Source organism: Pseudomonas sp. GW821-FHT05D12 (assembly GCF_059419825.1).
Map to the genome: position 1 here is coordinate 22,475 of NZ_JBWKSN010000002.1, position 26,599 is coordinate 49,073.

The window sequence follows — 26,599 nt, forward strand, 5'->3', positions numbered from 1 at the left end:
GGAGCCTTAGTGCATGCCCTTGCTCACCACTTCCCCCGTCGCCGAATCCTCCAGCCAGATCTTCAGCCGATTCAGTCCAATGTACTGCGAGCGCGCGATGATCTTCTGCCCGGGTTTTCCCTCGAATTCCAAGTCCGCAAACATGAAGTACCGCGGCAGCCGGTACTCCAGTTGTATCGTGTAGGTGCCCGGCACCAGCACGGCGCGTTGCGGTGAGTCATTTTTGTAGTAGTAGGTCGAGAACGGAATATTGCCGACCTTTTTATCGTTGACCCGGATGATGTTCAGGTCCGGCTGCAGGTCCAGGAAGCTGCGGTTGGGCCTTCCCGCGTAGGTGTCGGTTTCGACGATGGTGTAGCGAGACTCATCGCGCGGTTCACTGGAATCCACATTCGAGTAGGCCGGCATTTCGGCGCAGCCGTGAAGGCACAGCAGGGTCAAAAACGGTAGGGCAATTTTGCGCATTACAAAACCTGAATCCATGTCAGAAAGTACAGTCGATGATCGATGAAGGGACGCGGCAGGCTTACGCTTGTGCCGTCCATACGGCCAGTTCATAGCCGTCGGGGTCGGTGAAGTGGAACCTGCTGCCGCCGGGGAAGGCGAAGGTCTGGCGGGTGATGACCGCGCCGAGGGTGTGCAGCCGCTGTTGTGTCTCAGCGAGGTTGTCCGCATACAGGATGATCAAGGGACCACCCGGTCGAACCGGTTCGTCGGTGGTGAAGCCACCCGTGAGGCGGCCGTCGGTGAACTCGGTATAGGTGGGGCCGTAGTCGACGAATGTCCAGCCGAATGCGCCACCGTAAAAGGCTTTGCTGCGTGCAATGTCGCCGACGTTGAACTCGATATTGTCGATTTGTCGGTCTTTACCGCGAACGCTCATGGTCGCCTCCCTGGCCGATATTTAGGGCGGCGAGTGTAACCTATCCGCTGATGCCTGGACCCTATCGATCACGCGGGCAACGCTGGGGTTCATGAGCGCTCGGGCCTCAAGCGTGAAATTTGCGCCCCAGCGCGTCCAGCCGCACCGCAATCGGTGGCAACTGCTCGCTGCTGCGCGCCAGGGTTTCCACGTCATTGGCGGTGCTCTGCGCAATGCTCTGCACGGCCTGCAATCGCCCGACTATCTCCAGGTTCGCCGAGGTCTGCTCGCGGGTGGTGCTGACGATGTGGCCGTTGAGCTGGTCGATCTGCGCGATGTCGAGGCCGACCGCCTGCAGCATTTGCACGGCGACCTGGCTGTCTTGTACGCAGCGCTCCACACCCTGGCGACTGTCGTGCATGGCCTCGACGGCTTCGCGGCTGCCTTGTTGCAGGCTTTCGATGATGGTTTTGATCTCCTGGGTGGAGACGGCGGTGCGTTGCGCCAGGCTGCGGACTTCGTCGGCGACCACGGCAAAACCACGGCCTTGCTCGCCCGCGCGGGCTGCCTCGATGGCGGCGTTGAGGGCCAGGAGGTTGGTCTGGTTGGCGATGCTGTTGATCACCTCCAGCACCGTGCCGATCTGCTCGGCTTGCACCGCCAGGCCTTCCACGGTCTGGTTGGCACCGCTGAGGCGCGAGGCCAGTTGGGTGATTTCCTGCTGGGCGCGGCCGACGCTTTCCTGGCCGCGAATGATCTGTTGGCTGGCCTTGCCGGCGTGTTCCACCGCGTGTTCGACGTGCACCGCGATGTGGCCCATGGCGTCTTCCATGCGTTGCATCGAGCCGGTCATCTGGCTGATTTCGGCCAGTTGGTGCCGCGCGCCTGTTTCCAGGGTGCCGCTGGTACTGGCGAGGGCCTGGCCGAGTTGGCCGAGGCCGTGGGAGTCGCGGGCGACGCCGTCGATCAGATGGGTGATCTGCTGCAGGAAGTGGTCGAAACGCTGGGTGAGGGACACGTGCACCTTGCCTTCACCCTGGGCGGTTGCCACGGTGAATTGGGAGGTGACGGCGAGCATTTTCTCGAGCATTTCCTGGCTTTCAACAGCTTCGGCCTGGCTGTGCACGGCCAGGTAGAGCAGGGCGATGGTTTCCATCACCACATAGAAGGCGTGGACGAACACCATGCCCCAGCCGCCGTGATGCTCCATCACGAACACCGGGAAACCCTGATGCTGCAACGCATGGAAGACCACGTGGTGCACGGCGATGGTCAGCGCCGCGATCAGGATCGGCAGCCAATCGCGGTAAAACGTCAGCACTGCCAACAGCGCGAAGATGCCGAAGTGGGATTCGATCACGCCCTGCGCCTGGTTGATGTGCAGCGCGGCCATCACCATCAGTCCGGCCCCGAGCGCGCAACGCATGACGCGGCGGCCGCCAACGGCGCGATACAGCGCAGTGAGCACCACGCTGGTGCCGCCGCCCACGATCACCGCCTGCAGCAGGGTGTCGTGCCAGAACGCCAGGCCCAGCGAGAACAGGAACATCAGCCAGATCAACGCCAGCATGATGCGGTCGGCCTTGCGGTAGTGCTCCAGGAAACGCGTGCGGACGGGCATTCACTCTTACTCCATGTGGACTGGCCAGGAACAAAGCATGCGGCGTGCCACGTGGGCCCGCAGGTCGAGCAAAGCAGGTATCAGGATTTTTGCAGGATCAGGGATGCCAAGAGTTTATCGGCATCCCTGTGGGGGACTTTAAGCGCGGCGAACAGCGTGCCCCACAAGGCCTATTGGGGCACGCCGTGGGCGTCCAGCCTGGATCAGAAGCTGTACTTGGCCGTCATCATCATGTTGCGCGGGGTGCCGTAGGCGTCGCCGCCGTAGCTCACCGAGTTGGCGATGGACGAATAGTAGCGGCGGTCGAAGATGTTGTTGGCGTTGAGCTGCAGGTCCAGGTGCTCGTTGACCTTATAGCCGGCCATCAGGTCGGTGACCGCGTAGGCGCCCTGTTTGAGGCGGTAGTTGCCACCGTCATTGAGCGGGACGTCGTTGTACATGCGGCTCTGCCAGGAAATGTTGCCGCCGATCCGGAGTTTTTCCAGCGGGCCCTGGAAGTTGTAGCGGGTGGTCAGTTTGAACAGCTGCTCCGGGGTGTCGGTGTCGAACTGCTTGTTCACCTTCTGCGGGTTGGCGTCATCCTTTATGGTGTGGGTCCGCGCGTAGGTGTAGCCCCCGCCGACCTGCCAGTTCTCGGTCAGGGCGCCTTGCAACTCGACGTCGATACCCTGGCTGCGAATCTCGCCCGAGGCTTCGTAGCACGTGGCCTGTGGGCAGGTTTGCGGGAAGATCTGGACGGCGCGGTTTTCCTGGTCGACGTTGAACAGCGCGAGGCTCGCATTCAGCGCACCGCCGAGGTATTCGCCCTTGATGCCGACTTCATAGTTCTTGCCGACGATCGGCTTGACCGGCGTGCCCGCGGTGTCCTTTTCGCTCTGCGGCGTGAAGATGTCGCTGTAGCTGACATAGACCGAGTGATGGTCGTCCAGCTCGTAGATCAAGCCGGCGTAGCGGGTCAGGTTGCGGGTCACATGGTAGTCGCCGTCGCCATCACGGTTGTTGTAGTCGTACCAGTCCAGGCGCGCGCCGAGGATCAGCTTCAGCGGGTCGGCCAGGCTCAGGCGGGTGGTCACATAGACGCCGTCCTGGGTGGTGACTTCGTGGTCGTTGTTGGTGTGCACAAAGTCCGGCTTGCCGGCTGTAAGCGGCCAGTTGGTGTCGTACGGGCTGTAGTTGTGGGTGGTCAGGTCGTAGACCCGCTTGCTGGCCCCCACCACCAGTTCGTGGGTGCGCCCGAAGGCCTGGAAGGGCCCGCTGGCAAAGGCGTCGACGCCGGCCTGGTCCTCATCGAAGGCGGCCTGGTAGACCGTCCGGGCCGGTGTGTTGTTGACCCAGCGCGACTGGTAGGACCCGGAGAATAATGCGTTCTGCTGGGCGTAGTTGGCGTTGACCTGCAGGTTCCAGTCATTGGCCAGGCGCTGGCGCAGTTCGGCGAAGACCGTATTGATTTCCTGGTCCTTGTTTTCCCAGTCGGTGCCGGGGTTGTAGGAGCGCGGCAGGTTCAGGTGGTGGCCGTCCTGGCCGATCATCGCGGAACCCCAGAAGTAGTTGGTCTTGTCCTTCTGGTTGGAGAAGCCCAGGGTCAGGGTGGTGTCTTCGCTGAGGTCGGCTTCGGTGACGGCATAGAACAGGCCGTGATCTTCCTCGACCTTGTCGATGAAGCTGTTGGCGTCGCGGTAGGAGGTGACGACCCGGCCACGCAGGGTACCGCTGTCATTCAGTGGGCTGGAGGCGTCAAGTTCGCCACGGTAGTCGTCCCAACTGCCGGCGGCACCGGTGAGGGTGACTTTCTGCTCATCCAGCGGGCGCTTGCGGATCAGGTTGATGGCGGCCGAAGGGTTGCCTGCGCCGGTCACCAGGCCGGTGGCACCGCGTACGACCTCGACGCGATCGAACATCGCCAGGTTCGGCTGGGCACCCACGCTAACGCCGTTGTAGCCACTCGGGATGCCGTCGTACATCAGGTTGTCGATGTCGAAACCGCGTGAGGTGTAGGACTGCCGGCCAGGGCCGCTGGAGTAATTGAGGAACAACCCCGGCGTGGCGTTGACCACGTCGTTGATGCTGGTCATGGCCTGGTCGTCCATGCGCTGACGGGTGATGACGGTGACGGCCTGTGGCGTTTCACGCATGGTCAATGGCAGCTTGGTCGCGGTTTTCATCGCGCCGGTGGTGTAGGACTGCGTGCCTTCAGTGGTTTCGCCGAGCTGGCTGTCACCGGAGATTTGCGTGGCACCCAGCTCGAGCGTGGCCGCTGGCGCTTCGGTGTCGGCCGCAAAGACCGCTTGGGAGCTGGCCAGGCAGACCGCCAGGGCCATCAGGTTGAATGAAAAACCGTTACCGCCGTGTTGTTGCACAGACATGAAGCTGACTCTCCCCGAGCGCCCTCCATGGCGAATAATAAAGATGATGATAATTATTCGCATCAGTGTGCCAGAAGGTTCTGTCGCAAAAAAGCCATTGGGGAGAATTAGTTAACGAATTTTTCACATCTGCAGCGGATGGCATTTGGCTATGCACTGCAGCAGTGACCTTTGGGGCGACGGGTCAGTCGCGTCGCGCGATCGCCACTCGGCTGGTTGCCTTGACCTCCCTCAGCGCCAGGCTCGATTGGATCGACGCAATCGGCGATGTTCCAGCCACCCGTGAGCACCCACCGGGGTTGATGGCAGGTAGTTGAGCACCAGCGCCAGTACGCTCATCACCAGATGCTCGGCGACGCTGTTGCTCAAGGTAGTTGCCCAGGCCCACTTCGCCGCAAGCACTGCCAGGCAACGTGCCGGGCCGAAAGTCTATGGCCTTGGGCGTCGGCACGGTCTGGCCGTCGGGGGCGCGTTACAGGTGCGGTAGGTCATCACCCTTCGCGATGTCGTAAAGGCGATAGCGAAAGGTTGCGCCTCACAGGTGATCCGCATCGATCACCGCCCTGGCAAATGCCTCCGGGGCTTCCTGCGGCAGATTGTGGCCGATCCCACCCTTGACCAGGCGGAACTCATACTTGCCGGTAAAGCGCTTGGCGTAGTCTTCGGGCGCCGGGTGCGGGGCGCCGTTGGCGTCGCCTTCGAGGGTGATGGTCGGCACGCCAATGGCGGGGGCCTGGGCGAGTTGCTGCTCCAGCCCGGCATATTGCGTTTCGCCCTGCACCAGGCCCAGGCGCCAGCGGTAGTTGAACACGGTGATGGCGACGTGATCGGGGTTGTCCAGGCCTTTGGCGCTGCGTGCGAACGTGGCGTCGTCAAACGCCCATTTCGGCGAGGCCAGTTGCCAGATCAGCTTGGCGAAATCGTGCGTGTTTTTCTGGTAGCCGGCGGCGCCGCGCTCGGTGGCGAAGTAGAACTGGTACCACCACTGCAGCTCGGCCTTGGGCGGCAGTGGGGTCTGGCCGGCGGCCTGGTTGCCGATCAGGTAGCCGCTCACCGAGACCAGCGCCTTGACCCGCTCTGGCCACAAGGCCGAGACGATATCCGCCGAGCGCGCGCCCCAGTCATAGCCACCGAGCACGGCTTGCTGGATGTGAAGGGCGTCCATGAAGTCGATCACATCGCGGGCCAAGGCCGCCGGTTCGCCGTTGCGCAGGGTCGTGTCCGAGAGGAAGCGTGTGCCGCCATAACCTCGCGCATAAGGGATCAACACCCGATAGCCCTTGGCGGCGAGCAGCGGGGCAACCTGTGCGTAGCTGTCGATATCGTAGGGCCAGCCGTGCAGCAGGATCACCGCCGGGCCAGTGGCCGGGCCGACTTCGGCGTAGGCCACCTCCAGTTGCCCGGCCTTGATGTGCTTGAGCGCACCCAAGCCAGCCTGAGGGCTCGCAACCGGCGCGCGCGCGGGCGGCTCGGGCATTTCAGCCTGCGCCAGGCCACTGGCACCGAAGGACAACAGGGCCAGGGCCAGGAACAGCGGGTGACGTGTGGGGCGACGGTTCAACTGAGCGTGCATGGCGAGCCTCCTACGGCTTGATGTGTGCCTGATGCTCAGTTGAACGCTGCGCTGTATCTGGGTTGTTTCAGGAAACCCGTCGAATCAAACGCTGTGTATCACCGCCGGTCCCGTACACAGTGCGATACATACCTAGAAGGCCACCTTCACGCCCAACGTGCCTTGGCGCCCGTTGAACAGGTTGCTGTCGAGGTTGCGGTCATAGCCGACTTCGCCATACAGGTTCACGCCATTGGCCACCTCCAGCGTGGCGCCGGCACTCAGGTCGAGGGTGGTGGACTTCTGCTCGGTGTCGATATCCGTGACGTCATTGAAGGTGACGGTGTCAGTCCCGGCGCGTGAGTGCCAGACATTTGCGCGCACATAGGGCTGCAGTGGCAGGCCGCTGACCGTGTACTGGCCGCGCAGCCGCACGCCCAGGCGCGTGGTAATGCGGGTGTCGGCATCGTACGAAACATCCGCGATGCCGTCGTTTTGCTTGTCCAGCCAGGTCTTGCCGACGATCACCTGGGCCTGGGGCTCGACCACCCAGTTGTTGACCAGCGCGAACGGCCAACCGACTTCGGCGGATGCGCTTACGTTGTGGCCCTGGGTGTCCATTTTCACCCCGCGATCCGACGCGTTGTTGCCGTCGAAGCGGGTGCCCATCAGGACCAGATCGAGGTAAGCCTGGTTGGCGCCGATCAGCGTCCAATAGACCCCCAGGCTGTCACCGCGCAAGGTGGTCTTGCCGGCGTCGCGGTCTTCCCAGCCGCCATTGAAGCCTTTGACGTTGCCCCTGAGGGTGCTGTGGCCGACAAAAAAACCGGCGCGCTGGGTCTGGCCGCTGTCGCCGCTGCTGGCGTAGACGTCGCTGCCGACCTGGAAGGCCGTGACCGAACTGTCCAGCGTTGGGCTGACGGTCCCGGCGGAATGCTGGCGACTGCTGCTGCCGTACACCCGTCCCCAACCCGCCGGGAACGTACCGACCGGTTGTGGCTGGTCCTGGTCCCCCATGCGCTGGTGATAGGTGCCCAGCATGCCCCGCACGATTTGGTCGGCCGCCGGAAACAGCGCAGCGTAGATCGGCACTTCCTGGCGGTAGATCGGGATCGGGGTCAGCCCGGGGTTGGATGGCAGGGGCGGCTCACCGGGGCCCGGCACGGGCACGAGCACGGGATCGGCCGGCGCCACGGGGACGGTAGAGCGCAAGTAGTAGTTTTCTGCCGTGCCGGCCGATACGCCGCCCTTGAACAGGCGATAGTCGAACGCCCCGGCGGACACCGGCCCTGCGAGGCTGAACGCGGTGCCGCTGCCGCTGGCGCCGTTGATGGCCTGGACGACCTGGATGCCGTCCTGCAGCGTAGCGCCGCCGACCCCACCCAGGTTGCTGACGCTGATCGCGGTAGTGCCGCCGAGGGTGCCCTGGCTGACCACCAGTTTATCGCTGGGGGAACCGTCAGCGCCGAGCACGCTTTGCAGCGCGAGCCCGCCGCCGTTGCCGTTGTAGTTGCCATTCACGGTCAGCGTGTCGCTGGCGATGGCGCTGCCGCTGGTCATGTCGATCAGGCCACGGTTGTTCACGCTCACCAACTGGCCAGCGGTGAACGCACTGATAACCCCGGTATTGACCAGCAGCGTGCTGCTGCCGTTGACCGACATCGTGCCGGTGCCGGTGTCGGCATCGCCCAGCACGAAAGTGCCGCCCAGTGTGAAGCGGGCATTGTTGTCCAGTATCACCTGTTCCCAGTTGGCATAGCGCCCGGGCGTGCTGGCCTGGGTATTGTCGAACGTCAGCGTGTCGGTGCCCGTGCCGCCATCGATCAACGCGGTGGATGACAGCTGGGTTTCAGTCAGGTTTTGCAGCAGGGCAGTGTCGTTATCGTTGCCCATCAGGATGGGCCCGCGGATTTGCCCGCCGCCGATCCAACTGAACAGGTCATTGCCGGCACTGGCCAGGATCTGCCCGTTGATGGTGCCGCCGGTCACCGTGATGATATCCGCGCCGCCACTGGTGCTGATGTTGCCGCCGATCAGGCTGGTGCCCGAGACCAGGATGGTGTCTTGGCCAAAGCCGGTCACCAGGTTGCCGATGATCGTGCCGCCGCGCATATCGAAAATGTTGTTATCGAGCTTCATGTCCACCCGGCCGATGGTGCCGCCGCTCATCAGTGCCTGGTCGCCGTCCTCGAACGCGCCGGTGATCGTGCCACCGCTCATGAAGAACTGATCGCGCCCGTCGCCCTGGGCCAATGAGGCAATGGTGCCGCCGCTCATGGAGAAACTGTCGATGCCGTCACCCTGGATGATCGCGCCGGCCAGGCCGCCGGTGACCTGCGCCACATCATTGCCCGAGCCTTGGGTCACCGAGCCGGTGATGCTGCCCAGGTTGAGGCGGAAGATATTGCTGCCGTCGCCTTGGTTCAAGTTGCCGTCGATGCCGGCGCTCGGGCCTTCCACATCCACCAGGTCATTGCCGGCGCCATAGGTCACCGCCCCAGTGATGCGGCCGGTGGCAGTAAGATTCAGGGTGTTGTTGCCGCCAGTGTCGGTAAAGCCCGGCGCGGTGCCGCTGTCACAGGCAGAGGTGTCGTCGCCGGCGGTGTTATTGATGACGCAGGCTCCGTAAGAGCTCAGTGGCGTCGCTGCCAGGGCGACCAGGTACAGCCAGGCAAAGGTCCGTGTGCGCATGATCCGTCCTCGATTGAGGGGATAATTGCCCCGGCACCTGCAACGGCAGGCGCGGGCCAGACCATGACAACGAAATGCACGATACAGATCAGGAAATACCGGTCACCTGTTCGAAAACACCGGCCAATGCAACAGGTTGGCATGGCTTTCTCGACTGCGCTTCAAGCGGCACAGTCCTGTCGCAGCATAGCCGTGTATGGACAGGGCGCCACTGTTAGAAATAACAGGTATAGACGAGTCAGAAGGATGGCGGCAGCACGATCTCGTAGGGTTCGCGCATTCGCTCCAACAACACCTGGGCGAGAATCGGCGCCAGGCCGATCTGTGGGTCGCCGGCCAATTGGCTGGCATACGCGTGGGCGGCGTGGAGTTTGCGCGCCACGCTCCACGTATCCAGGCGTACCTTGCGCGCGCGCTGCCAGGGGATCACCGCTCCTTCGCGGGCGGGCCAGTGCCAGGCCCAGATCGGCACTTCATACAGGTGCGCGCCTACCAGGCTGCAAGCCTTGGCGCTGGCACGGCCGACGGCGTCATGGTCGTCATTGCCGTCGTTGCGCCAGGTGGAAAACACCACGTCACCGGGGTGCAGGTAGCGGGCGATGAACTGGCTCAATTGCGGTTCGCGGGCGGCGAGGGCGTTATCGCAAAAGCCACCGCGAATCCACTTGAGGCTGTGCAGCGGCATGCCCAGGCGGCGCAGTGCTTCGGCGCTTTCCTGGGGCCTGACCACGCTCAGGCGGCTGGCCGGCCACACATTCGAGCCGGGGTGGCTGGCGCTGCCATCGGTGATGGAGATCAGTTGCAGCGGGTGTTCCAGGGTGCTGAGCAGTTGCAGCAAGCCGCCGCAGGCCAGCACTTCATCGCCGGGATGGGGGGCGATAATGACCACGCGTGCGCCAGGAGGCACCAGTGAATGAGGGGCGATCGGCGGGATTTGCGCCAGCTGCGGTGCGCTGTTCCAGATTTGGGCGGGGCCACGGCGGCCGTCGCCTAATGAGGCAAGCTTCATGGGTGACAGATCCTTGTCAATTGATGCTGGGTCGTGCTCCGTTGACGGGACGACGCTCTTTTTACCCACCACAGGCTCCGTCGTGGTGGTTGCATGGCAATCCAATCCTGGATTGCCAGCAAGGCGTCCTCAGCATAGCCAAGGTTTGGTTGCTTTTACATTCAGTAATGGCGTTTTTTTCAAGAGGCCAGCATCAGGCTCTTCAAATAATCGCCAAAGCCGCCCTGGGCCCGCGCTTCCAAGCGTGCACTGGTGATCACCTGCGGCGAGTGGCTCCAGGCGATCGAGGCGCCGCAGCGCTCCAGGTTGCGCACCAGTTGCACATCTTCATGACACGCCAGCGGTTCGAAACCGCCGGCCCGCACATAGGCCCCAGCGCTGATGCCCAGGTTGGCGCCGTGGATATGCCGGTGGCCGTCGCGGGGCTGGTACGCCTGGTTGTAGCGGATCTGCGCGGCCGGGTCGAATCCTTCGCTCCAGGCGTCTACCGTGACCGTGCCGCACACGGCGTCGGCACCCAGGGCCAACTGTGCGACCAGCCAATCCGGAGCCACGCGGCTGTCGGCATCGGTGCACGAGATCCAGCGCGCACCCTGGTTGAGCAGATGCCGCGCGCCCACCCCGCGTACGTGGCCGACATTGCGTGCCTGCACTTCCAGACGCTGCACCTGGAAGGCTTCGGCAATCGCGGCGCTGCTATCGGTGCAACTGTCGAGCACCACCAGCACCTGCACCGCTTCGCCTGCCAGGCCTGGATGGCTGGCCGCGATCAGCGCCGCGTCCAGGCACTCGCCGAGTAATGCTTCTTCATTGTGTACCGGGATCAGGATACCGATCATCGCAGGCCCTCCAGCGTGGCGACCGAGGTCGCGTCGCGGCTCCACAGGTCGAGGAGAAAGTCGTGTTCGTGATGCCGGGCAACCAGCGGCATCGCCAGCCGTTCGTGCAGCAACGCATGCACCTGCTCGGCGGTCTGCGGGCAGCCGTCGATGGGCGGGCGCCAATGGCAGGCGAGGACTTGCCCGTTGGGGGCGAGGCTGGTGAGGGCGCGGTCGATCAGGGCGCCGAGATCATCGGCGTCGAGGTAGTAGCACAACTCGCTAAGCACGATGAGTTCGAACTGTCCCTGCGGCCATTGCTCGGGCAGACGGCTCTGTTGCACCTGGGCATGGGCAAAGCCCAGCAGGCGGCCACGGGCCAGGGCCACGGCGGCTGAAGCGGTGTCGCAACACAACAGGCGATCGCAGCGCGGTGCCAGTTCGGCGCTGAGTTCACCGTTGGCGCAACCGGGCTCGAAGATCGAGGCATACCGTGGGCGCGTCAGCATCGCCAGGGTCAGCGCGCGCTTGCGGCGCTCATACCAGCGTTGGCGAAAAGCCCACGGGTCATCGTTATCAGCGAACAGTTGATCGAAATACGGCGTGGCCACGCTCATACAAACACCACTTCAAAAGGTTGCAACAGCCGCTCGACCACGTACGGCGCCAGTACCGGCGGCAAGCCGATCTGCGGATCGCCTTCCAACTGGCTGGCGAATGCATGGATGGCGTGGCGCTTGCGGGCCACGGCTTCGCAGGTCAGCGGAATCTTGTGGGCGCGGTGCCACGGCACTTGGCTGTCTTCGGGAGACGCCCAGTGCCAGGTCCAGACTGGCAGCTCATACAGCGTGGCGCCCACGGCCTGGGCCGCCTGGGCGCTCGCGCGGCCAACGGCTTCATGGTCGCAATGGCCGTCTTCGCGCCAAGTGGTGAACACCACGTCGGTCGGCTTGAGGTAGCGCTGGATAAACGCAGTCAGCTCGTCCTCACGTGCTGCCACCTGGCTGTCGCTGAAGCCGGCGCGCAGCCATTTCAGGCTGTGCAGCGGTAACCCCAGGCGGTGCAGGGCCTGCGCCGATTCCTGCGGGCGCACCACGCTCAAGCGTTCTACCGGCCAGCGCCGGGATCCAGGGTGACTGGCGCTGCCATCGGTAACGGAAATCAGCTGCATGGGCCGGCCCAGCGCGGCCAGGCCTTGCAGCAGGCCGCCACAGCCGAGCACTTCATCATCCGGGTGCGGAGCGATGATCACGGCGCGATGGCCCTCGGGCACCAGCTCTTCGACACTGATGTGCGGCAGCTCCGCCATCAGGCTCGAGGCCTGCCAATGTTGCAGCGGCGTACCCTGGCCGACGATCGGGTTGGGTCTCATAACTGCCACCTCCCTGTGGGTTCGCCGGCCACCAATTCGCCCAGGCCGGCCAGGTCGCGCTCGGCATGGCTCTGGCGCACATACACCGGCAGATCCGTCATCAATTGGGCAAAGTGTGGATCCTTGCAGTACGGCCCCGCACCCACGGCGCGGCCGACATGGCGCATGACCTGTTCGACAGCCTCCTCGATACACGCGCGGGTCTGCTGGGCCAGTTGCTGGGCGTCAGCCTTGGGGTCGCGGTCGATCTGTTCGGCGCTGGCGCGCAGTACGCAGGCGGCCCCGTTCAAGGCGCTGTCGACGGCGCCGAGGTGGGCGAGGGCATGCGGTTCCGGACGTTTGCTGCAGTGTTCGCGCAGGGACTCGGCCAGGCGTTGCGCGGCGCCGTACCAGCACGCGGCGATGCCCACGCCGCCCTGCCAGAAACCCGGCCGGGCGAGGTAATCGCCGGGGCCGCCCACGGCAATCCCGAGGGCCCCGTCAAACAGCACCTCGACACTGCCGGTGGCCGCCATGCCCACGGCATTCCAGCCTTCGTTGGTGACGGTGATGCCCGGTTGATCCATCTGCACCGCCACCAACTGCTGACGGCCCTGTTCATCCCAGGCCGTCAACAAGCCATGGCTGACCACTGCCGCGCCTGAGCACCAGGCTTTGCGCCCGTCCAGGCGCAAGCGATGCCCGTCCTGGCGCACCTGGACCCTGGCGGTCGGCGGTTCGGCCGCCCACATGCCCCATGTGCTGCCCAAAGGCGGCAGTGGGCTGTCGAGTTCGGCAATGATCGCCAATGCATCGGTATGACCTTCGAACAACTTGCACAAGCGCAGGTCGTGGCCTGCCACCTGCGCCAGGCGACTGAATCGCGCCAGAGTCTCGCCGCTGCCAGGCAGCGGCAGTTGGTCGAGGCCTTCTTCCTGAAGTGCCTTCAGCGCCTTGCCCAGGTCTTGCGTGTCCGCGTAACCCTGGAAGCTCTGAAGGAATCCATGCAGTGCCATGTCACACCTCTTCGTCACGCTGCAGTTCGAACAGTAGCAGCGAGCGGCCGGTAACCGCGTACTCGTGATCAAAATCAAACCGTTCCTGGCCGCGTACCGCCGGCTGGTTGGTGTCGAGCATGCAGGTCCAGAACTCACCTTCAGGCACCGACGGCAGGCGGAAATTGACCATGTCATGATGCGCGTTCACCACCAGCAACAAGGTGGCGTCGGCACCGGCACGTCGAATCCCGGTTTCCTGCGCGCGACCATCCATCAGCATGCCGAGGCAGCGGCCATGGCTGTCTTCCCACTGTTCGGTGGTCATCTCGTTGCCATCCGGCGACAGCCAGGTCACATCCTTGACGCCGATGTCTTCGTTATAGTCGCCCACCAGGAAGCGGCCACGACGCAGGATCGGATAGGCCAGGCGCAGCTTGATCAGGCGTTTGACAAACTTGAGCAGCGCCTTGCCGTCATCGTCCAGCTCCCAGTTGACCCAGCCGATCTCGCTGTCCTGGCAGTAGGCGTTGTTGTTGCCGTGCTGGGTGCGGGCGAACTCATCACCGGCGACGATCATCGGCGTGCCCTGGGCCAGCAGCAACGTGGCGAAGAAGTTGCGCATCTGGCGCAGACGCAGCGCGTTGATTTCCGGGTCTTCGGTCGGGCCTTCGACGCCGTGGTTCCACGACAGGTTGTTGTTGCTGCCGTCCTGGTTGTTCTCGTCGTTGGCTTCGTTGTGCTTGTCGTTGTACGACACCAGGTCATGCAGGGTGAAACCGTCATGCGCGGTGATGAAGTTCACCGAGCTGTAGGGGCGGCGACCCCGATGGTTGAACATCTCGCCCGAAGCGGTCATGCGCCCGGCGAAGTCCGCCAACTGGCCGTCATCGCCTTTCCAGAAGGCACGTACGGTGTCGCGGAAACGGTCGTTCCATTCGACCCAGCCCGGCGGGAAGTTGCCCACCTGATAACCGCCTGGGCCACAGTCCCAGGGTTCGGCGATCATTTTCAACTGGCGCAGTACCGGGTCCTGGCGGCACGCCACGAGGAAGCTGTGGCGCTCGTCAAACCCGTCGCGGTAGCGGCCCAGGATGGTCGCCAGGTCGAAACGGAAGCCGTCGACGTGCATCTCGGTGGCCCAATAGCGCAGGGAGTCGGTGACCATCTGCAGCACGCACGGGTGGCTCAGGTCGAGGGTGTTGCCGGTGCCGGAGTCGTTGATATAGAAGCGCTTGTCATCGGGCATCAGCCGGTAGTAGGAGGCGTTGTCGATGCCGCGCATGGACAGGGTCGGGCCGCGCTCGTTGCCTTCGGCGGTGTGGTTGTAGACCACGTCGAGGATCACTTCCAGCTTCTGCTCGTGCAGGTGCGCGACCATCTCCTTGAACTCGGCGATCTTGCCGCTGGCCAGGTAGCGCGGGTCGGGGGCGAAAAACGCGATGCTGTTGTAGCCCCAATAGTTGGTCATGCCTTTTTCCAGCAGGTGCTGGTCGTTGACAAAGGCGTGTACCGGCAACAGTTCGACCGACGAGATGCCCAACTGGCGGATGTGCTTGAGCACGTCATCTTCCATCAGGCCGGCGCAGGTGCCGCGCACCGATTCGCCGACCGAAGGGTGGCGCATGCTGATGCCGCGCAAATGGGTTTCGTAGATGATCGTGCGGTCCCACGGCACCCGTACCGGCTGGTCGTTGCCCCAGGTGTGCGCCGGGTCGATGACCTTGCACTTGGGCACGAAAGGCGCGCTGTCGCGTTCGTCGAAGCTGAGGTCGTCGTCCGGGTGGCCGATGGTGTAGCCGAACAGTGCCTCGGACCATTTGAGTTCGCCCACCAGCTGTTTGGCATAGGGGTCGATCAGCAATTTGTGGTGGTTGAAGCGATGACCGTTGGCCGGGTCATAAGCACCGTACACACGGTAGCCGTAAATCAGCCCGGGGTGGGCGTCGGGCAAGTAGCCGTGGAAGATTTCGTCGGTGTATTCGGGCAGTTCGATGCGTTCCAGCTCAACTTCGCCGGCGTCGTCGAACAGGCACAGCTCCACTTTGGTGGCGTTGGCCGAGAACAGCGCAAAGTTGACGCCCAATCCATCCCAGGTGGCGCCGAGGGGGAAGGGCAAACCTTCACGAATCCGCGACGGCTCGTTGCCCGGCGTCGAAGGGGTTTTATGGGGTTTGCTCATGGTGTTGCTCCTGCAAGGGTCTTTTTTCGGGCCGAACGCGGCCGTGCTGACGAATATTCAGCTGACAATCGGGGTGGAAAAATCACCGCTTGCCGGCAGGGCCGGCAAGCGGTGCGGGGGTCAAGGCTTGGGCTTTTTCGGCGCCGCTGGCTTCTTCGCCGCCGGGGCTGCCGGCTTGCTCGCGGCCGGTGGCGCAGGCTTGGCCTTGGCCGGCGGTTTGGGCGCGGTCTTGGGTTTGGCCGAGGCCTTGGGCTTGCTCGGCGTCAGGGCTTCGGCTTCGGCAAGCTTGCGCGCCATCTCCCAATGACGTGCGTCCTCCCCATGGGGTTTGCCTTCAGATTCCCAGATCTGATGCGCCAGCTCGCGTATGCGTTTGTCTTCAGTACTCATCACAATGCTCCTCACAGAAAATTTTCAGCTTTCTTGATCATCAGGATTGATAAAGACATTGACCGGGAAATCCCCCAGGGCAGCGCTGATCAACAGCTCCTTGTCTGGTGTGACTGCGCCTGTATGAAAAAGTCCCTTCCAGTTTTGAGTTGGCGCGGCGAACGGTAATTTCACCCGTGTATCGCCCCAAACCTGCGCATTGATCTGGGGATGCACACCGTTTTCAAGCAGGTCAAACGGCCAGCGCGGCACCACCACCAACAGGTGGCGGCCCTGGTGTTCGCGGTGGAACGCGACCACCCGCCCGGCGTGTAGGCCAAGCACTTCCAGCGGCGTATAGCTGCCTGCGCGGAAGAGTCCGGGATCGGCCTTGCGCAAGGCCAGCGCCTGGGCAATCACGGCCTGCTTGATGCGCCCGTCTCGCCAGTTGAACAGCAGTTCGCCGGGATCCGGTGGGGTATCCAGCGCGCGTTGCCGTGCGTTGAAATCCACCGGGCGACGGTTGTCCGGGTCCACCAGGCTGAAGTCCCAGAACTCGTCGCCCTGGTACAAATCCGGCACACCCGGCACGGTGATGCGAAGCAAGGATTGCGCCAGGCCATTCACCGCACCGGCGGGGGCGATCACCTGGGCCGCGTTGCCGATTGCCGTGCGCAACGGACGGCCTTCCTCGCTCAGCAGCAGGCGTGACAGGAAGGCTTCGACGCCCTGTTCATAGGCTTCGTTGGGCGCGCTCCAGGCGCTCTGCAGCTTGGCCTCGCGCAGGGCTTTCTGTTGCCATTGCCACAGGCGCTGATGGTAGTCCTCGAAGTCATCGGCCTGGTCCAGCGGCCAGCTGCCGAGCAGCACTTGGTAAAGAATCAACTCATCGCCGGCCGAAGGCGCACTGGCGTCAGTGCGCAGCGGCGCGGCGAGCCTGCGCCACTGCTCGACCTGCTCGACGTACCACGCTGCGCACTCGCTGAGCACCGCGAGGCGCGCGCGAGTGTCTTCGCCGCGCTTGTGGTCGTGGGTCGCCGTGGCCAAGAGGTTATCGGGGAAGGTCTGCAGGCGTTGCTGGTTGACCGCATGGAACTCGGCCAGCGGCGCGCTGAACTGCTCGGTGCTGAAACCCACGTCATTGCGCGACAGCAGCACGCCCGAGCGATAGAACGCAGTGTCTTCCACGGCCTTGGCGGCCGCCGGCGACGTCAGTTGCTGGAAGCGCACGCAGGCATGCTTGAGCATCTTGCGCTCGCGACCCACCGGGCGATGGCGCCAAGGCTGGCCGCCAAGCCATTTTTCCAGGTGTTCGAGCACCGGCCAGTCGCCTTCGCCGAGGGTGCTGCGGGCACCGTCCATGGCGTGCTGGAAGACTTTGTCGTCAGCCGCGCTGCGGCCCAGCGCGCTGATGTAGGTGCGGTACACCGGGAAGTGCACGATCAGCTCCTGCAAGGCACGGCGAATTGCACCGAGGGTCAGGTCGCGGGTCATCACATCGTCGCGCGCGACTTGCAGCAGGGCCCGCGCCACGCTTTCGAAATCGCCGCCGAGGGAGCCATTGAGGATCTGCTGACGTGCCAGCCGCGCCTCTTCGATAAACGCCGAGGGCCGTTCGCTGTGCTGCGTCCACAACGCGGCCAGTGGCGCAAAGCCCTCCGGGTGGTGTTGCAACAGCGACAGCTGGTTCATGAATTCGTAGCCGGTGGTGCCGTCCACGCGCCAGTCTTCACGCAGGGTTTCGCCTTCGCCGAGAATCTTTTCGACAAAGATCGGCAGGTGCCGCTCCGGCGATAGCGAATCCACGCGCCGGCGCAGTTTGCGGCAATAGCCGCGAGGATCGGCGAGGCCGTCGATATGGTCGATGCGCAAACCGTCCACCAGGCCTTCACGGATCAGCTCGAAGATCTTGCCGTGGGTGGCTTCGAACACGGCGCTGCGCTCCACGCGCAGGCCACCGAGTTCGTTGACGTCGAAGAAGCGCCGCCAGTTGATGTCGTCCGCCGCGGTGCGCCAGCTGGCCAGGCGATAGGTCTGTTGCTCGAGCAGCTGGTGCAGGCGCTTGAAGCCTTCAGGCTGGCGCCCGTCGAACTCGGCCAGCCGGCTTTCGATGGCGGGCAAAACTTCGGTGGCGCGCTCGGCCAGCGCCTGCTTGAGCCAGGCGGCTTCGGCGTAGGCGTCATCCTGGTAGGCGAGGGCGCTGAAGCGGTCGGCCAGGGGCTTGAGCAATGGGTCGTTGCCGAGGATCAACGCGTAGTCGCGTGGGCAGATCGGAAAGCGGTGTTGGTAATGCTCGACGTAGAACGCCCCATGGGCTGCATCGAAATGCAGGGTCAGGGTGCCGGTCTGCAAGGCTTCGCCGTAGTCGCTGCCGAGGAATGGCATCAACAACTGGCCCTTGAGCAGCGGGTCGGGGGAGTGCCATTGGATGTCGAAGAACTCGCTGTAGGGGCTCAGGCGCCCCCATTCCAGCAGGTCCAGCCACCAGGGGTTGTCGGCGCCGCCCACGGCCATGTGATTGGAGACGATATCGAGGATCAGCCCCATACCGTGCTCACGCAAGGCCGCGATCAGACGGCGCAGCGCGGCTTCACCGCCTAGCTCGGGGTTGACGCTGGTCGGGTCGACCACGTCGTAGCCGTGCATGGAACCGGCACGTGCGCTGAGCAGCGGCGAGGCATACAGGTGGCTGATGCCCAGTTGGGCGAAATACGGCACCAGCGGCACCGCGTCATCGAGGGTGAAACCTTTATGGAATTGCAGGCGCTGGGTAGCGCGCAGGGGCAGTGCTTTCATCGGTCACGCTCATAGGCTTGGTTGCGCGCGACGGCCAGCAGTTCGAGGCGGCGGGCGGCGCCGGCATTGTCGAGCAGGCTGGAAGCCTCGCCCGCCAGGCGGCGGCGCCAATTGGGATGGGTATCGGTGGTGCCGGGCAGGTTGGCTTGTTCTTCAATGCCCAGCGCGTCCTCAAGCGGCAGCAGCACCAGCGGCGCACGGGTGTGGCCGAGGTAGCGCACGCTGGCGTCGATCATGTGGTCGGTTTCATTGCGAATCTCTTCGACGAAATTCTGCGGGTCCTGGCTCAAGGCCTGGCGCAGTGCCTGGCGTTCGCGCAGGCGGTGTTCGCTCCATTGCTCCACGGTGGGCGCATCGATCAGGCCGAGCTGGATATTCCAGTCGATATCACGGCTGTGCCACCAGCCGTTGAGGGTCGGCAGGTCATGGGTGCTGGTGGTGGCCAAGGCGTTGTCCGGCCAGTCGAGGATCGGGTTGAACTGGCCATCGTGGCCTTGTTCGAACAACAGCACGCGCATGCCCAGGATCGAGCGGCCGCTGAGTTTTTCGCGCAGGCCGTCGGGCACGGTGCCGAGGTCTTCGCCGAGGACGATAGCTTTGTGGCGGTGGGACTCCAGGGCCAGCAGCCGCAACAGGTCATCCACCGGGTAATACAGGTAGGCGCCTTCGCGCGGCGAGGCGTCCATGGGAATCACCCACAGGCGCTGCAGGCCCATCACATGGTCGATGCGCAAGCCGCCGGCGTGGGCGAAGTTGGCGCGCAGCATTTCGATGAATGCGCGAAAACCGTTGCGCTTGAGGCCTTCGGGTGAAAACGCGGAAATCCCCCAGCCTTGGCCGGAGCGGTTGAGAATATCCGGCGGCGCGCCCACGGTCAGGTCGGCCAGCAGTTCATCCTGGCGGCTCCAGGCCTGGCTGCCGCCGCCATCAGCGCCAACCGCCAGGTCGGCGATCAGGCCGATGCCCATGCCGCTGCCTCGGGCAGCTTGCTGGGCACGCTCCAGGCAGCGCGCGATCAGCCATTGGGCGAAGGCGTAGTAACCGATTTCCTCGCGGTTGGCTTCAGCGAACTGTACGAGTGCCGGGCTTTGCGGATTGCGCCACTCCTGCGGCCAGTGACGCCAGTCGAGGTCCTCGCCGGCGGCGGCACGCTGTGCCTGCACGGCCTCAAAGCGGCAGTGGTTTTCCAGCGCTTCGCCACCGGCCTGGCGGAAGCTGAGGAAGTCGGCCTGTTGCGGGTGCTGGCCGTGGCGGAAATCTTCATACAGCGCGCGCAGCAGGCGTTGCTTGGCGTTGGCGGCGGCGGGCCAGTCGATCAGCGTGTGTTGCTCCAGCGTGTGCAGTTCATCTTCCAGGCCAAGGGCCTCGATGGTGCTGCGCACTTCGCGTTCGCCGAGGATGCAGGACGGAGAGGCATACAAGCTGTTGAGGAACAGGCGACTGGAAGGCGAGTACGGGCTGTAGCGGCCGGTGTCGGCGCTGAACATCGCGTGCATCGGGCTGATCGCCAGGGCGTCCGCGCCACGTTCTGCAGCGGAACGCGCCAGGTGCTCCAGGGCCAGGGTGTCGCCGAAACCGCCATCCCCCAGGCGGCGTAGTGCGTACAACTGGGCACTCAGGCCCCAGGCGCGCGCGGGCTGGGTGTCCACCGCTTCGGCCACGCTGTAGCAGTGCGTGGGCGCGACGGCCAGGGTAAAGCTCTGGTCGTTGATATGCACCTGGTGATAACCCAGGGCGATCACGCCAGGCAGAACCGCGTTGCCGTCGAGGCGCAGCTCCAGGCTTTCGCCGCCTTCGAGGTTGACCCGGCACAGGGTATCGGGCTCGAAGTAACGTGCCAGGTCGAGGCCTTCGCCGGTGTCGATGGTCATCAAGGGGGGCAGGTGTTTGTCGTGTTGCACCTGCTCCAGTTCAAGCAGGCTGGCGTCGATCTCGGCATCGGTGTCGGCCGGGTGGCCCAGGCCTTTGAGAACGGCGCGCAGGGCGTCGGGTTTCACTCGTTGCGGGCGGCCGTTTGCGTCGATCCAATCGACGGCCAGCCCCGCGCGGCTGGCGAGGATTTCCAGGTTCGCTTCGCTCAAGGGTGCTCTCCAACAGGGGATAGGGTCACGCGTGCGCTGTACGGCGGCAGTTGTGCGCCGTGCTCGGCAGGCGTTTGGAACAGAACGGGGGCGGCCGCCGGGTGATCCACGGCGGTGGTGCTCAGGTTCAGGTCGATCTGCAACAGGCTGCTGTTGCCCAGGCGCCAGCGCGCACTGACGGCGCCGTCGGCCAATACCTGCGCACCCAAGGCCACGGTGCCGGGCAGGTGCGGCACGATATGCGTGTGGCGCAGGTTCAACAGGTGCCGGTAGAGCTCGGCGTGGGGGTGATCGGCCAGCGCCGGGGAGGATTGCTTGAAAGTGGCCAGGGCGTTCGGGTCCGGGATGCGGTCACGACGCTCCGGGTCCTGGAAGGCGGCAAAGTCGGCAAATTCGCCGCGCCGGCCCTCACGCACCGCTTCGGCCAGTTCGCCGTGGTGATCGGTGAAAAACAGGAACGGCTCGCTGGCATTCACTTCATCGCCCATGAACATCAGCGGGATCATCGGTGACAGCAGCAGCAGGGCGGTCGCCGCCTTGAGCGCCTGGGGCGCGCACAGCTGGTGCAGGCGCTCGCCCATCGCGCGGTTGCCGATCTGGTCGTGGTTCTGCAGGAAGGCTACAAAGGCGGTGGGCGGCAGATCGCCGCTGGGTTCGCCGCGCTCATGGCCGTGGCGGGTAGTGTGGCCCTGGTAGACAAAACCCTCGCCCAGGCAACGCGCCAGTTGGGCGGTAGGTTCCTTGGCAAAGTCGCTGTAGTACGCGTCGGTTTCGCCGGTCAGCAGTACGTGCAACACGTTATGAAAGTCATCATTCCATTGCGCGTCGAAATCCTGCTTGAGCAGGCTGGCCTGGTTGAGTTCGTTCTCCAGCACCAGCCACACATGCCGGCCGGTGTCGACCTGCTGGCGCACCCGCTGCGCGAGCTCCTGCAGGAAGCCTGGGTTGTCGATGGCGTGCACGGCGTCCAGGCGCAGGCCGTCGAAGCGGTATTCCAGCAACCACATCAGCGCGTTGTCGAGGAAGAAATTGCGCACTTCACGGCGGTCGAAATCGATACCGGCGCCCCACGGCGTGTGCACGTCTTCCTGAAAGAAGCCGGCCGCGTACTGGCCCAGGTAATTGCCATCGGGACCGAAGTGGTTGTAGACGACATCCAGGATGACCGCGAGGCCATGCTCGTGGGCGCAATCGACCAAGTGCTTGAGCTGTTCGGGGGTGCCGTAGGAGGACTGGGGCGCATACGGCAGCACGCCGTCATAACCCCAGTTGCGTTCGCCGGGAAATTGCGCCAATGGCATCAATTCGATGGCGGTGACGCCCAGCTCGGCCAGGCGTGGCAGGTGTTTTTCGACCTCGGCGTAGCCCCCCATCGCGCCCACGTGCAGCTCGTAGATCACCGCTTCGTGCCAGGGGCGGCCTTGCCAGTGGCTGTGACGCCACGGGTAGGCGAGTGGGTCGACGACTACGCTCCAGCCATGCACGTCCGCAGCCTGGGCCCTGGACGCGGGGTCGGGTACATCCATTTCTCCATCGATGTTGAAGCGGTAGCGGGTGCCGGCGGGGCACTTCACTTCTGTCTCGAACCATCCCTCTGCCTGCGGCAGCATGGCGATGGATTTGCCGTCTTCCAATTCAACGCTGACATAAAACGCGTCTGGCGCCCACAAGGCAAAACGCGTGTGTTGCGCGTCCAGCATGATTGCGCCGTGGGGCCAGGTTTCCAAAGTCCGTAACGGCATCTATGAAGACCTCCCTTGATTATTTAGTCGATTTCCCCAAGGCCTTGGCCACCAGTTGTTCATACAGTTCGGCGTAGGGTTCTACCGCCTGGCACCAGTTGAAGGGCTGGGTCATGGCGCGGCTGCGCATGGCATTGAGCAGGCCCTTGTTGGCGAACACGCGGAACGCGCGGCTCAGCGCCTCTTCGTAGCTTTCTACCGTGGATTCATTGAACAGGAACCCGGTAACGCCATTCTCGATGGTGTCCGCCAGCCCGCCGGTGTTGCGTGCCACCGGCAGCGAGCCGAAGCGCTGGGCGTACATCTGGCTCAGGCCGCAGGGTTCGTAGCGTGAAGGCATCAGCAGGAAGTCGCTGCCGGCGAACATGCGGCGGGCGTCGGTTTCGTTGAAGCCGATACGCACGCCGACCTGCCCAGGGAAGCGCAGCGCCAATTCACGCATGGCTTGCTCTTCTTCGGGCTCGCCGCGACCGATGATCGCGATCTGGCCACCGTTTTCGACGATAAAGCTCGACACGGCCTCGGTCAGGTCCAGGCCTTTCTGGTAGACCAGGCGCGAGACCACGGCGAACAGCGGGCCGGTGGAGTCATGCAGGCCGAACAATTCGCGCACGTGGCCGGCGTTGATCGCCTTGCCTTCCCAGTCGCCAATGTTGAAGTTGTGGGTCAGGTGCGTGTCGGTGGAGGTTTCCCAGCTTTCATCAATGCCGTTGGGAATGCCACTGAGCAGGCCTTGCTGGGTCTTGGCGGCAAGGAAGCCGTCGAGGCCGCAGCCGAATTCCGGGGTGGTGATTTCCTGGGCGTACGTCGCGCTCACGGTGGTGATATGGCTCGAGTAGGCCATGCCGGCCTTGAGGAAGGACATCTTGCCGTAGAACTCCATGCCTTCCTGTTGCAGCGCGTGGGGTGGAATGCCCAGCTCCGGCGTCGAGGCCAGGCTGACCACACCTTGGTAGGCCAGGTTATGGATGGTGAACAGGGTCGGGGTGCGTGACCCACGCCAGTGCATATAGGCCGGGGCCAGGCCAGCGGGCCAGTCATGGGCGTGCACCAGGTCCGGGCACCAGTGGATCTGTGCGAGGTTGGCGGCCATGTCGGCGGCGGCCAGGCCCAGGCGGGCGAAGCGAATATGGTTGTCGGGCCAGTCTCGGCCGTTATTGGCGCCGTAGGGCGTGCCTTCGCGCTCATAAAGCTCAGGGCAGATCAGTACATAGATAACCAGGCCGTCCTTGAGGTCCATGCGCCCGATCTTGCACGGCGGCAGTGCGGCATGGCCGCCCAGTTCACCAATGATATGGATCGGGTTATCACTCTCCATCACCTGCGGGTAGCCGGGGATCAGCACGCGCACATCGTGCAGGTGCGCCATGGCACGGGGCAGGGCGGCAGACACGTCGCCCAGGCCGCCGGTCTTGACCAGGTCGGCGAATTCGGAGGTGACGAACAGGACTTTCTTGCGATTGGGATTATGACTCGGGACCGGCCGCACCGTGTTGAGGTCGACTAAAGCTGTCGACCCGCCAACTGGCTGACTAACACGCTCTCCTTGAATACTTGCAGCGGCACTGATCATAGTTCTCTCCACGTGTTGGTCGGCTAGTGGCCCGCTGCCACTAGCTCCGTTGACCGCATCCTGCGGCCAGGCGCACAAGCGCAATGACAAACTGGCAAGGCGTATGCCAGTTGCACGGTTAGCTCAAAAAGAATGGATAGACGGCATCTGGTGTGAACCGCTTGTGCGCGCCTTACCCTATACCTGACCTATGGCAGAGTTGGAAAGTTTCGATTTTTTCGCGGGGTTTTTGTTTTGAAACGGACCCATCGGTCATCAATCTAGGACAGATCCTAGAGCCTGTAGGGTTTGTGGGGGATTTTTGTAGGACAAAATACTTGTAACGATATGCAAAGCTGGGAAAACGGGGGTGGGGTTGGTGGGCGGGTAGGCGGAGGTAGGGTTGCAGGGTGTGACGGTGAAGTGCTCCGATGTGGTGCGTGGGGTGCATCAGGTTGGGCGGGGGGCAGGTTTTGGGGCTGCTGCGCAGCCCAACGCAGGGCAAGCCTGCTCGCCACAGGGGGAGCGGCTTGCTGGGGGGAGCGGCTTGCTTAGGGGGAGGGGTTCCCTCATCAAGTGTGTTTGCTATGGGAGAACTGCTGCTCCCCTGTCAGTTGAGCAGTCGGAGGGGGGGCTGATTGGCCCAGGCCTGGATGTCCTCGATCATCTGCTGGTAAAACTGCCGGTAGTTCTGCTCGCTGACATACCCCACGTGCGGTGTGGCCAGGACATTGTCCAGTTGGCGAAACGGATGGTCGGCGGGCAGCGGTTCTTCGCTGAACACATCCAGCGCGGCGCCGGCCAGTTGGCCGTTTTGCAGGGCCCGTACCAGTGCCTGCTCATCCACAATCGGACCGCGCGCGGTGTTCACCAGGCGTGCGCTGGGTTTCATCCAGCCCAGCGCCTCGGCATCCACCAGGCCGCGGCTGCGGTCGCTGAGCACCAGGTGAATGGTGAGAATGTCGGCCTGTTCAAACAACTCGCGTTTGCTGACCCACGTCACGCCCGAGGCGGCTGCGCGTTCCGGCGTGAGATTTTCACTCCAGGCAATCACGCGCATGCCGAACACCTGGGCGAACTGCGCGACTTTCTGGCCGATGCTGCCCAGCCCCAGGATCCCCAAGGTCTTGCCATACAGGTCGCCGCCCAGTCCCACCTGCCAGCCGCCCGCTCTCAGCGAGTTGGCTTCGGCCACCAGGTTGCGCGTGGAGGCCATGATCAGTGCCCAGGTCAGTTCCGGCGCGGCCTGTTTGTAGCTGTCGGTGCCACACACCTGGATGCCCAGCGCCTTGGCCGCCGGGATGTCGATGGCCGCGTTGCGCATGCCGCCGGTCACCAGCAGCTTGAGCTGGGGCAAGCCCTGCAGCAGGGCCTTGTCGAAAGTGGTGCGCTCGCGCATCACGCAAATCACCTCGAACCCCTGCAGCCGCTCGATCAGAGTGGCGGTGTCCGCCGGGTAGTCGTGCAGGAAATGCACCTGGCCTACCGACTCCAGCACCGACCAGTCCACCACGCCACTGGCTACCTTCTGCCAATCATCAATGACTGCGATCTGTACCGACATTCACGCGTGCCTCGAAAAAGGTTGGATTAAAGGGCGTTCAAGCCCTGCAACAATGCTTTATTGAACTGTGCCGGTTCTTCCATTTGCGGTGCATGGCCCAGGCCCGGGAATTCCACCAGGGTGGAATGCGGGATCAGCTTGGCCACCTGCTTGCCGAGTACCGCGTAGTTGCCGAGCTTGGCCTTGACCTCCGGTGGCGCCAGGTCCTTGCCGATCGCGGTGTTGTCCGAGGTGCCGATCCACAGCAGGGTCGGCATCTGCAGGTCCTTGAACTCGTAGTACACCGGCTGGGTGAAGATCATGTCGTAAATCAATGCCGAGTTCCATGCAACCTGGGTATGGCCCGGGCCTTTATTGAGGCCGGCGAGCATATCGACCCAGCGGTCGTATTCGGGCTTCCAGCGCCCTACATAGTAGGTGTTGAGTTCGTACTTGCGAATGCCTTCGGCGCTGAGTTTAAGCTCGCGCTGGTACCACTGGTCGACGCTGCTGTACGGCACGCCGAGGGCTTTCCAGTCTTCCAGGCCAATCGGGTTCACCAGCCCAAGCTGCTCGGTCTGGGCCGGATAGAGCAGGGCGTAGCGGGTGGCGAGCATGCCGCCGGTGGAGTGGCCGATAATGGTCGCCCGGTGAATGCCGAGCTTTTCCAGGAGTTGATGGGTGTTTTGCGCCAGTTGCTGGAAGCTGTACTGATAATGATCAGGCTTGCTGGAGGTGCAGAAGCCGATCTGGTCGGGCGCGATCACCCGGTAACCGGCCTCGCTCAAGGCCTTGATCGAGCCTTCCCAGGTAGCGCCGCAGAAGTTCTTGCCGTGCATCAGCACCACGCTGCGCCCGTTGGCCTTGCCGGTGGCGGGGATGTCCATGTAGCCCATCTGCAGGGACTTGCCCTGGGACTGGAAGTTGAAGTGCTCAAGCGGATAGGGGTACGCAAAGCCTTGCAGTTCAGGCCCGTAGGCTGGGCCTTCAGTGGCTGCGAACACCGGGGTGACACTGGCGGTGAGCAGGCCGGCAAGGCAAAAGGTGCGGATCAGAGGCATGGGCGGGGCTC

At 63.8% G+C, this 26,599-nt stretch carries 20 protein-coding genes and 1 pseudogene; all 21 read right to left on the minus strand.

Features of this window, described 5'->3' with window-relative positions; all coding sequences use genetic code 11:
• Positions 1 to 6 precede the first annotated feature (6 nt).
• The 21 genes and pseudogenes from AC07SI_RS03030 to AC07SI_RS03130 all read right to left on the minus strand — a co-directional run bounded on the left by AC07SI_RS03030 (position 7) and on the right by AC07SI_RS03130 (position 26,588).
• Complete coding sequence (locus tag AC07SI_RS03030) at positions 7 to 465, minus strand: hypothetical protein (protein ID WP_495005061.1); 459 nt, start codon at positions 463 to 465, stop codon at positions 7 to 9.
• Positions 466 to 526: 61 nt separating this feature from the next.
• Positions 527 to 883, minus strand: coding sequence for a VOC family protein (locus tag AC07SI_RS03035; RefSeq protein ID WP_495005062.1), 357 nt, complete (start codon positions 881 to 883; stop codon positions 527 to 529).
• A gap of 106 nt (positions 884 to 989) precedes the next feature.
• Positions 990 to 2,483: a methyl-accepting chemotaxis protein gene (locus AC07SI_RS03040; RefSeq protein WP_106803697.1), complete on the minus strand. Its 1,494-nt coding sequence runs from the start codon at positions 2,481 to 2,483 to the stop codon at positions 990 to 992.
• A gap of 203 nt (positions 2,484 to 2,686) precedes the next feature.
• On the minus strand, positions 2,687 to 4,846 hold the full coding sequence (locus tag AC07SI_RS03045; RefSeq protein ID WP_495005063.1) for a TonB-dependent siderophore receptor: 2,160 nt from the start codon (positions 4,844 to 4,846) through the stop codon (positions 2,687 to 2,689).
• Positions 4,847 to 5,030: 184 nt separating this feature from the next.
• Positions 5,031 to 5,108, minus strand: a pseudogene (locus AC07SI_RS03050) (Lrp/AsnC family transcriptional regulator); the annotation flags it as partial.
• Positions 5,078 to 5,215: a hypothetical protein gene (locus AC07SI_RS03055; RefSeq protein ID WP_495005361.1), complete on the minus strand. Its 138-nt coding sequence runs from the start codon at positions 5,213 to 5,215 to the stop codon at positions 5,078 to 5,080. The gene AC07SI_RS03055 and the pseudogene AC07SI_RS03050, both read right to left, overlap by 31 nt.
• Positions 5,216 to 5,381: 166 nt before the next feature.
• A complete protein-coding gene (locus AC07SI_RS03060; protein ID WP_120448747.1) occupies positions 5,382 to 6,419 on the minus strand; it encodes an alpha/beta fold hydrolase in 1,038 nt (345 codons plus the stop codon).
• A 132-nt stretch (positions 6,420 to 6,551) separates the two neighbouring features.
• Positions 6,552 to 9,089 carry an autotransporter family protein gene (locus AC07SI_RS03065; RefSeq protein WP_495005064.1) on the minus strand — a complete coding sequence of 846 codons (2,538 nt, stop codon included), beginning with the start codon at positions 9,087 to 9,089 and terminating at the stop codon, positions 6,552 to 6,554.
• A gap of 238 nt (positions 9,090 to 9,327) precedes the next feature.
• Positions 9,328 to 10,098 (minus strand): PIG-L deacetylase family protein, encoded by a 771-nt coding sequence (locus AC07SI_RS03070; protein ID WP_120448745.1) that lies wholly within the window; start codon positions 10,096 to 10,098, stop codon positions 9,328 to 9,330.
• A 179-nt stretch (positions 10,099 to 10,277) separates the two neighbouring features.
• Positions 10,278 to 10,937, minus strand: a complete 660-nt coding sequence (locus AC07SI_RS03075; RefSeq protein WP_495005065.1) for a glycosyltransferase family 2 protein — start codon at positions 10,935 to 10,937, stop codon at positions 10,278 to 10,280.
• Entirely contained in the window at positions 10,934 to 11,533 is a 600-nt protein-coding gene (locus tag AC07SI_RS03080; RefSeq protein WP_065908114.1) for an SAM-dependent methyltransferase, read from the minus strand. The genes AC07SI_RS03075 and AC07SI_RS03080 overlap by 4 nt, the downstream gene beginning before the upstream one ends.
• Entirely contained in the window at positions 11,530 to 12,288 is a 759-nt protein-coding gene (locus AC07SI_RS03085; RefSeq protein WP_065908115.1) for a PIG-L deacetylase family protein, read from the minus strand. Before AC07SI_RS03085 ends, AC07SI_RS03080 begins: the two co-directional genes overlap by 4 nt.
• Positions 12,285 to 13,283: an acyl-CoA dehydrogenase family protein gene (locus tag AC07SI_RS03090; RefSeq protein WP_213554439.1), complete on the minus strand. Its 999-nt coding sequence runs from the start codon at positions 13,281 to 13,283 to the stop codon at positions 12,285 to 12,287. The genes AC07SI_RS03085 and AC07SI_RS03090 overlap by 4 nt, the downstream gene beginning before the upstream one ends.
• Position 13,284: 1 nt before the next feature.
• On the minus strand, positions 13,285 to 15,444 hold the full coding sequence (glgX, locus tag AC07SI_RS03095) for a glycogen debranching protein GlgX (RefSeq protein ID WP_065908119.1): 2,160 nt from the start codon (positions 15,442 to 15,444) through the stop codon (positions 13,285 to 13,287).
• Between the two features lie 120 nt (positions 15,445 to 15,564).
• The gene (locus AC07SI_RS03100) at positions 15,565 to 15,834 is read right to left on the minus strand and encodes a DUF2934 domain-containing protein (RefSeq protein ID WP_065908120.1); all 270 of its coding nucleotides are present in this window, start codon (positions 15,832 to 15,834) and stop codon (positions 15,565 to 15,567) included.
• Between the two features lie 24 nt (positions 15,835 to 15,858).
• Positions 15,859 to 18,609, minus strand: coding sequence for a malto-oligosyltrehalose synthase (locus tag AC07SI_RS03105; protein ID WP_495005066.1), 2,751 nt, complete (start codon positions 18,607 to 18,609; stop codon positions 15,859 to 15,861).
• The gene (gene malQ, locus AC07SI_RS03110; RefSeq protein ID WP_495005067.1) at positions 18,606 to 20,690 is read right to left on the minus strand and encodes a 4-alpha-glucanotransferase; all 2,085 of its coding nucleotides are present in this window, start codon (positions 20,688 to 20,690) and stop codon (positions 18,606 to 18,608) included. The genes AC07SI_RS03105 and malQ overlap by 4 nt, the downstream gene beginning before the upstream one ends.
• Positions 20,687 to 22,432, minus strand: a complete 1,746-nt coding sequence (gene treZ / locus AC07SI_RS03115) for a malto-oligosyltrehalose trehalohydrolase (RefSeq protein WP_495005068.1) — start codon at positions 22,430 to 22,432, stop codon at positions 20,687 to 20,689. The genes malQ and treZ overlap by 4 nt, the downstream gene beginning before the upstream one ends.
• Before the next feature lie 19 nt (positions 22,433 to 22,451).
• The gene (gene glgA, locus AC07SI_RS03120; protein WP_065908128.1) at positions 22,452 to 24,005 is read right to left on the minus strand and encodes a glycogen synthase GlgA; all 1,554 of its coding nucleotides are present in this window, start codon (positions 24,003 to 24,005) and stop codon (positions 22,452 to 22,454) included.
• A 589-nt stretch (positions 24,006 to 24,594) separates the two neighbouring features.
• Entirely contained in the window at positions 24,595 to 25,548 is a 954-nt protein-coding gene (locus AC07SI_RS03125; RefSeq protein WP_495005069.1) for a D-2-hydroxyacid dehydrogenase family protein, read from the minus strand.
• A 26-nt stretch (positions 25,549 to 25,574) separates the two neighbouring features.
• Positions 25,575 to 26,588: an alpha/beta fold hydrolase gene (locus AC07SI_RS03130; protein ID WP_495005070.1), complete on the minus strand. Its 1,014-nt coding sequence runs from the start codon at positions 26,586 to 26,588 to the stop codon at positions 25,575 to 25,577.
• Between the last annotated feature and the right edge of the window lie 11 nt (positions 26,589 to 26,599).

Excerpts from the sequence above, each read along its gene's own strand:
- AC07SI_RS03030 (WP_495005061.1), bottom strand. The coding sequence starts at position 465 with ATGCGCAAAATTGCCCTACCGTTTTTGACCCTGCTGTGCCTTCACGGC.
- AC07SI_RS03035 (WP_495005062.1), bottom strand. The coding sequence starts at position 883 with ATGAGCGTTCGCGGTAAAGACCGACAAATCGACAATATCGAGTTCAAC.
- AC07SI_RS03040 (WP_106803697.1), bottom strand. The coding sequence starts at position 2,483 with ATGCCCGTCCGCACGCGTTTCCTGGAGCACTACCGCAAGGCCGACCGC.
- AC07SI_RS03045 (WP_495005063.1), bottom strand. The coding sequence starts at position 4,846 with ATGTCTGTGCAACAACACGGCGGTAACGGTTTTTCATTCAACCTGATG.
- AC07SI_RS03060 (WP_120448747.1), bottom strand. The coding sequence starts at position 6,419 with ATGCACGCTCAGTTGAACCGTCGCCCCACACGTCACCCGCTGTTCCTG.
- AC07SI_RS03065 (WP_495005064.1), bottom strand. The coding sequence starts at position 9,089 with ATGCGCACACGGACCTTTGCCTGGCTGTACCTGGTCGCCCTGGCAGCG.
- AC07SI_RS03070 (WP_120448745.1), bottom strand. The coding sequence starts at position 10,098 with ATGAAGCTTGCCTCATTAGGCGACGGCCGCCGTGGCCCCGCCCAAATC.
- AC07SI_RS03075 (WP_495005065.1), bottom strand. The coding sequence starts at position 10,937 with ATGATCGGTATCCTGATCCCGGTACACAATGAAGAAGCATTACTCGGC.
- AC07SI_RS03080 (WP_065908114.1), bottom strand. The coding sequence starts at position 11,533 with ATGAGCGTGGCCACGCCGTATTTCGATCAACTGTTCGCTGATAACGAT.
- AC07SI_RS03085 (WP_065908115.1), bottom strand. The coding sequence starts at position 12,288 with ATGAGACCCAACCCGATCGTCGGCCAGGGTACGCCGCTGCAACATTGG.
- AC07SI_RS03090 (WP_213554439.1), bottom strand. The coding sequence starts at position 13,283 with ATGGCACTGCATGGATTCCTTCAGAGCTTCCAGGGTTACGCGGACACG.
- glgX (WP_065908119.1), bottom strand. The coding sequence starts at position 15,444 with ATGAGCAAACCCCATAAAACCCCTTCGACGCCGGGCAACGAGCCGTCG.
- AC07SI_RS03100 (WP_065908120.1), bottom strand. The coding sequence starts at position 15,834 with ATGAGTACTGAAGACAAACGCATACGCGAGCTGGCGCATCAGATCTGG.
- AC07SI_RS03105 (WP_495005066.1), bottom strand. The coding sequence starts at position 18,609 with ATGAAAGCACTGCCCCTGCGCGCTACCCAGCGCCTGCAATTCCATAAA.
- treZ (WP_495005068.1), bottom strand. The coding sequence starts at position 22,432 with ATGCCGTTACGGACTTTGGAAACCTGGCCCCACGGCGCAATCATGCTG.
- glgA (WP_065908128.1), bottom strand. The coding sequence starts at position 24,005 with ATGATCAGTGCCGCTGCAAGTATTCAAGGAGAGCGTGTTAGTCAGCCA.
- AC07SI_RS03125 (WP_495005069.1), bottom strand. The coding sequence starts at position 25,548 with ATGTCGGTACAGATCGCAGTCATTGATGATTGGCAGAAGGTAGCCAGT.
- AC07SI_RS03130 (WP_495005070.1), bottom strand. The coding sequence starts at position 26,588 with ATGCCTCTGATCCGCACCTTTTGCCTTGCCGGCCTGCTCACCGCCAGT.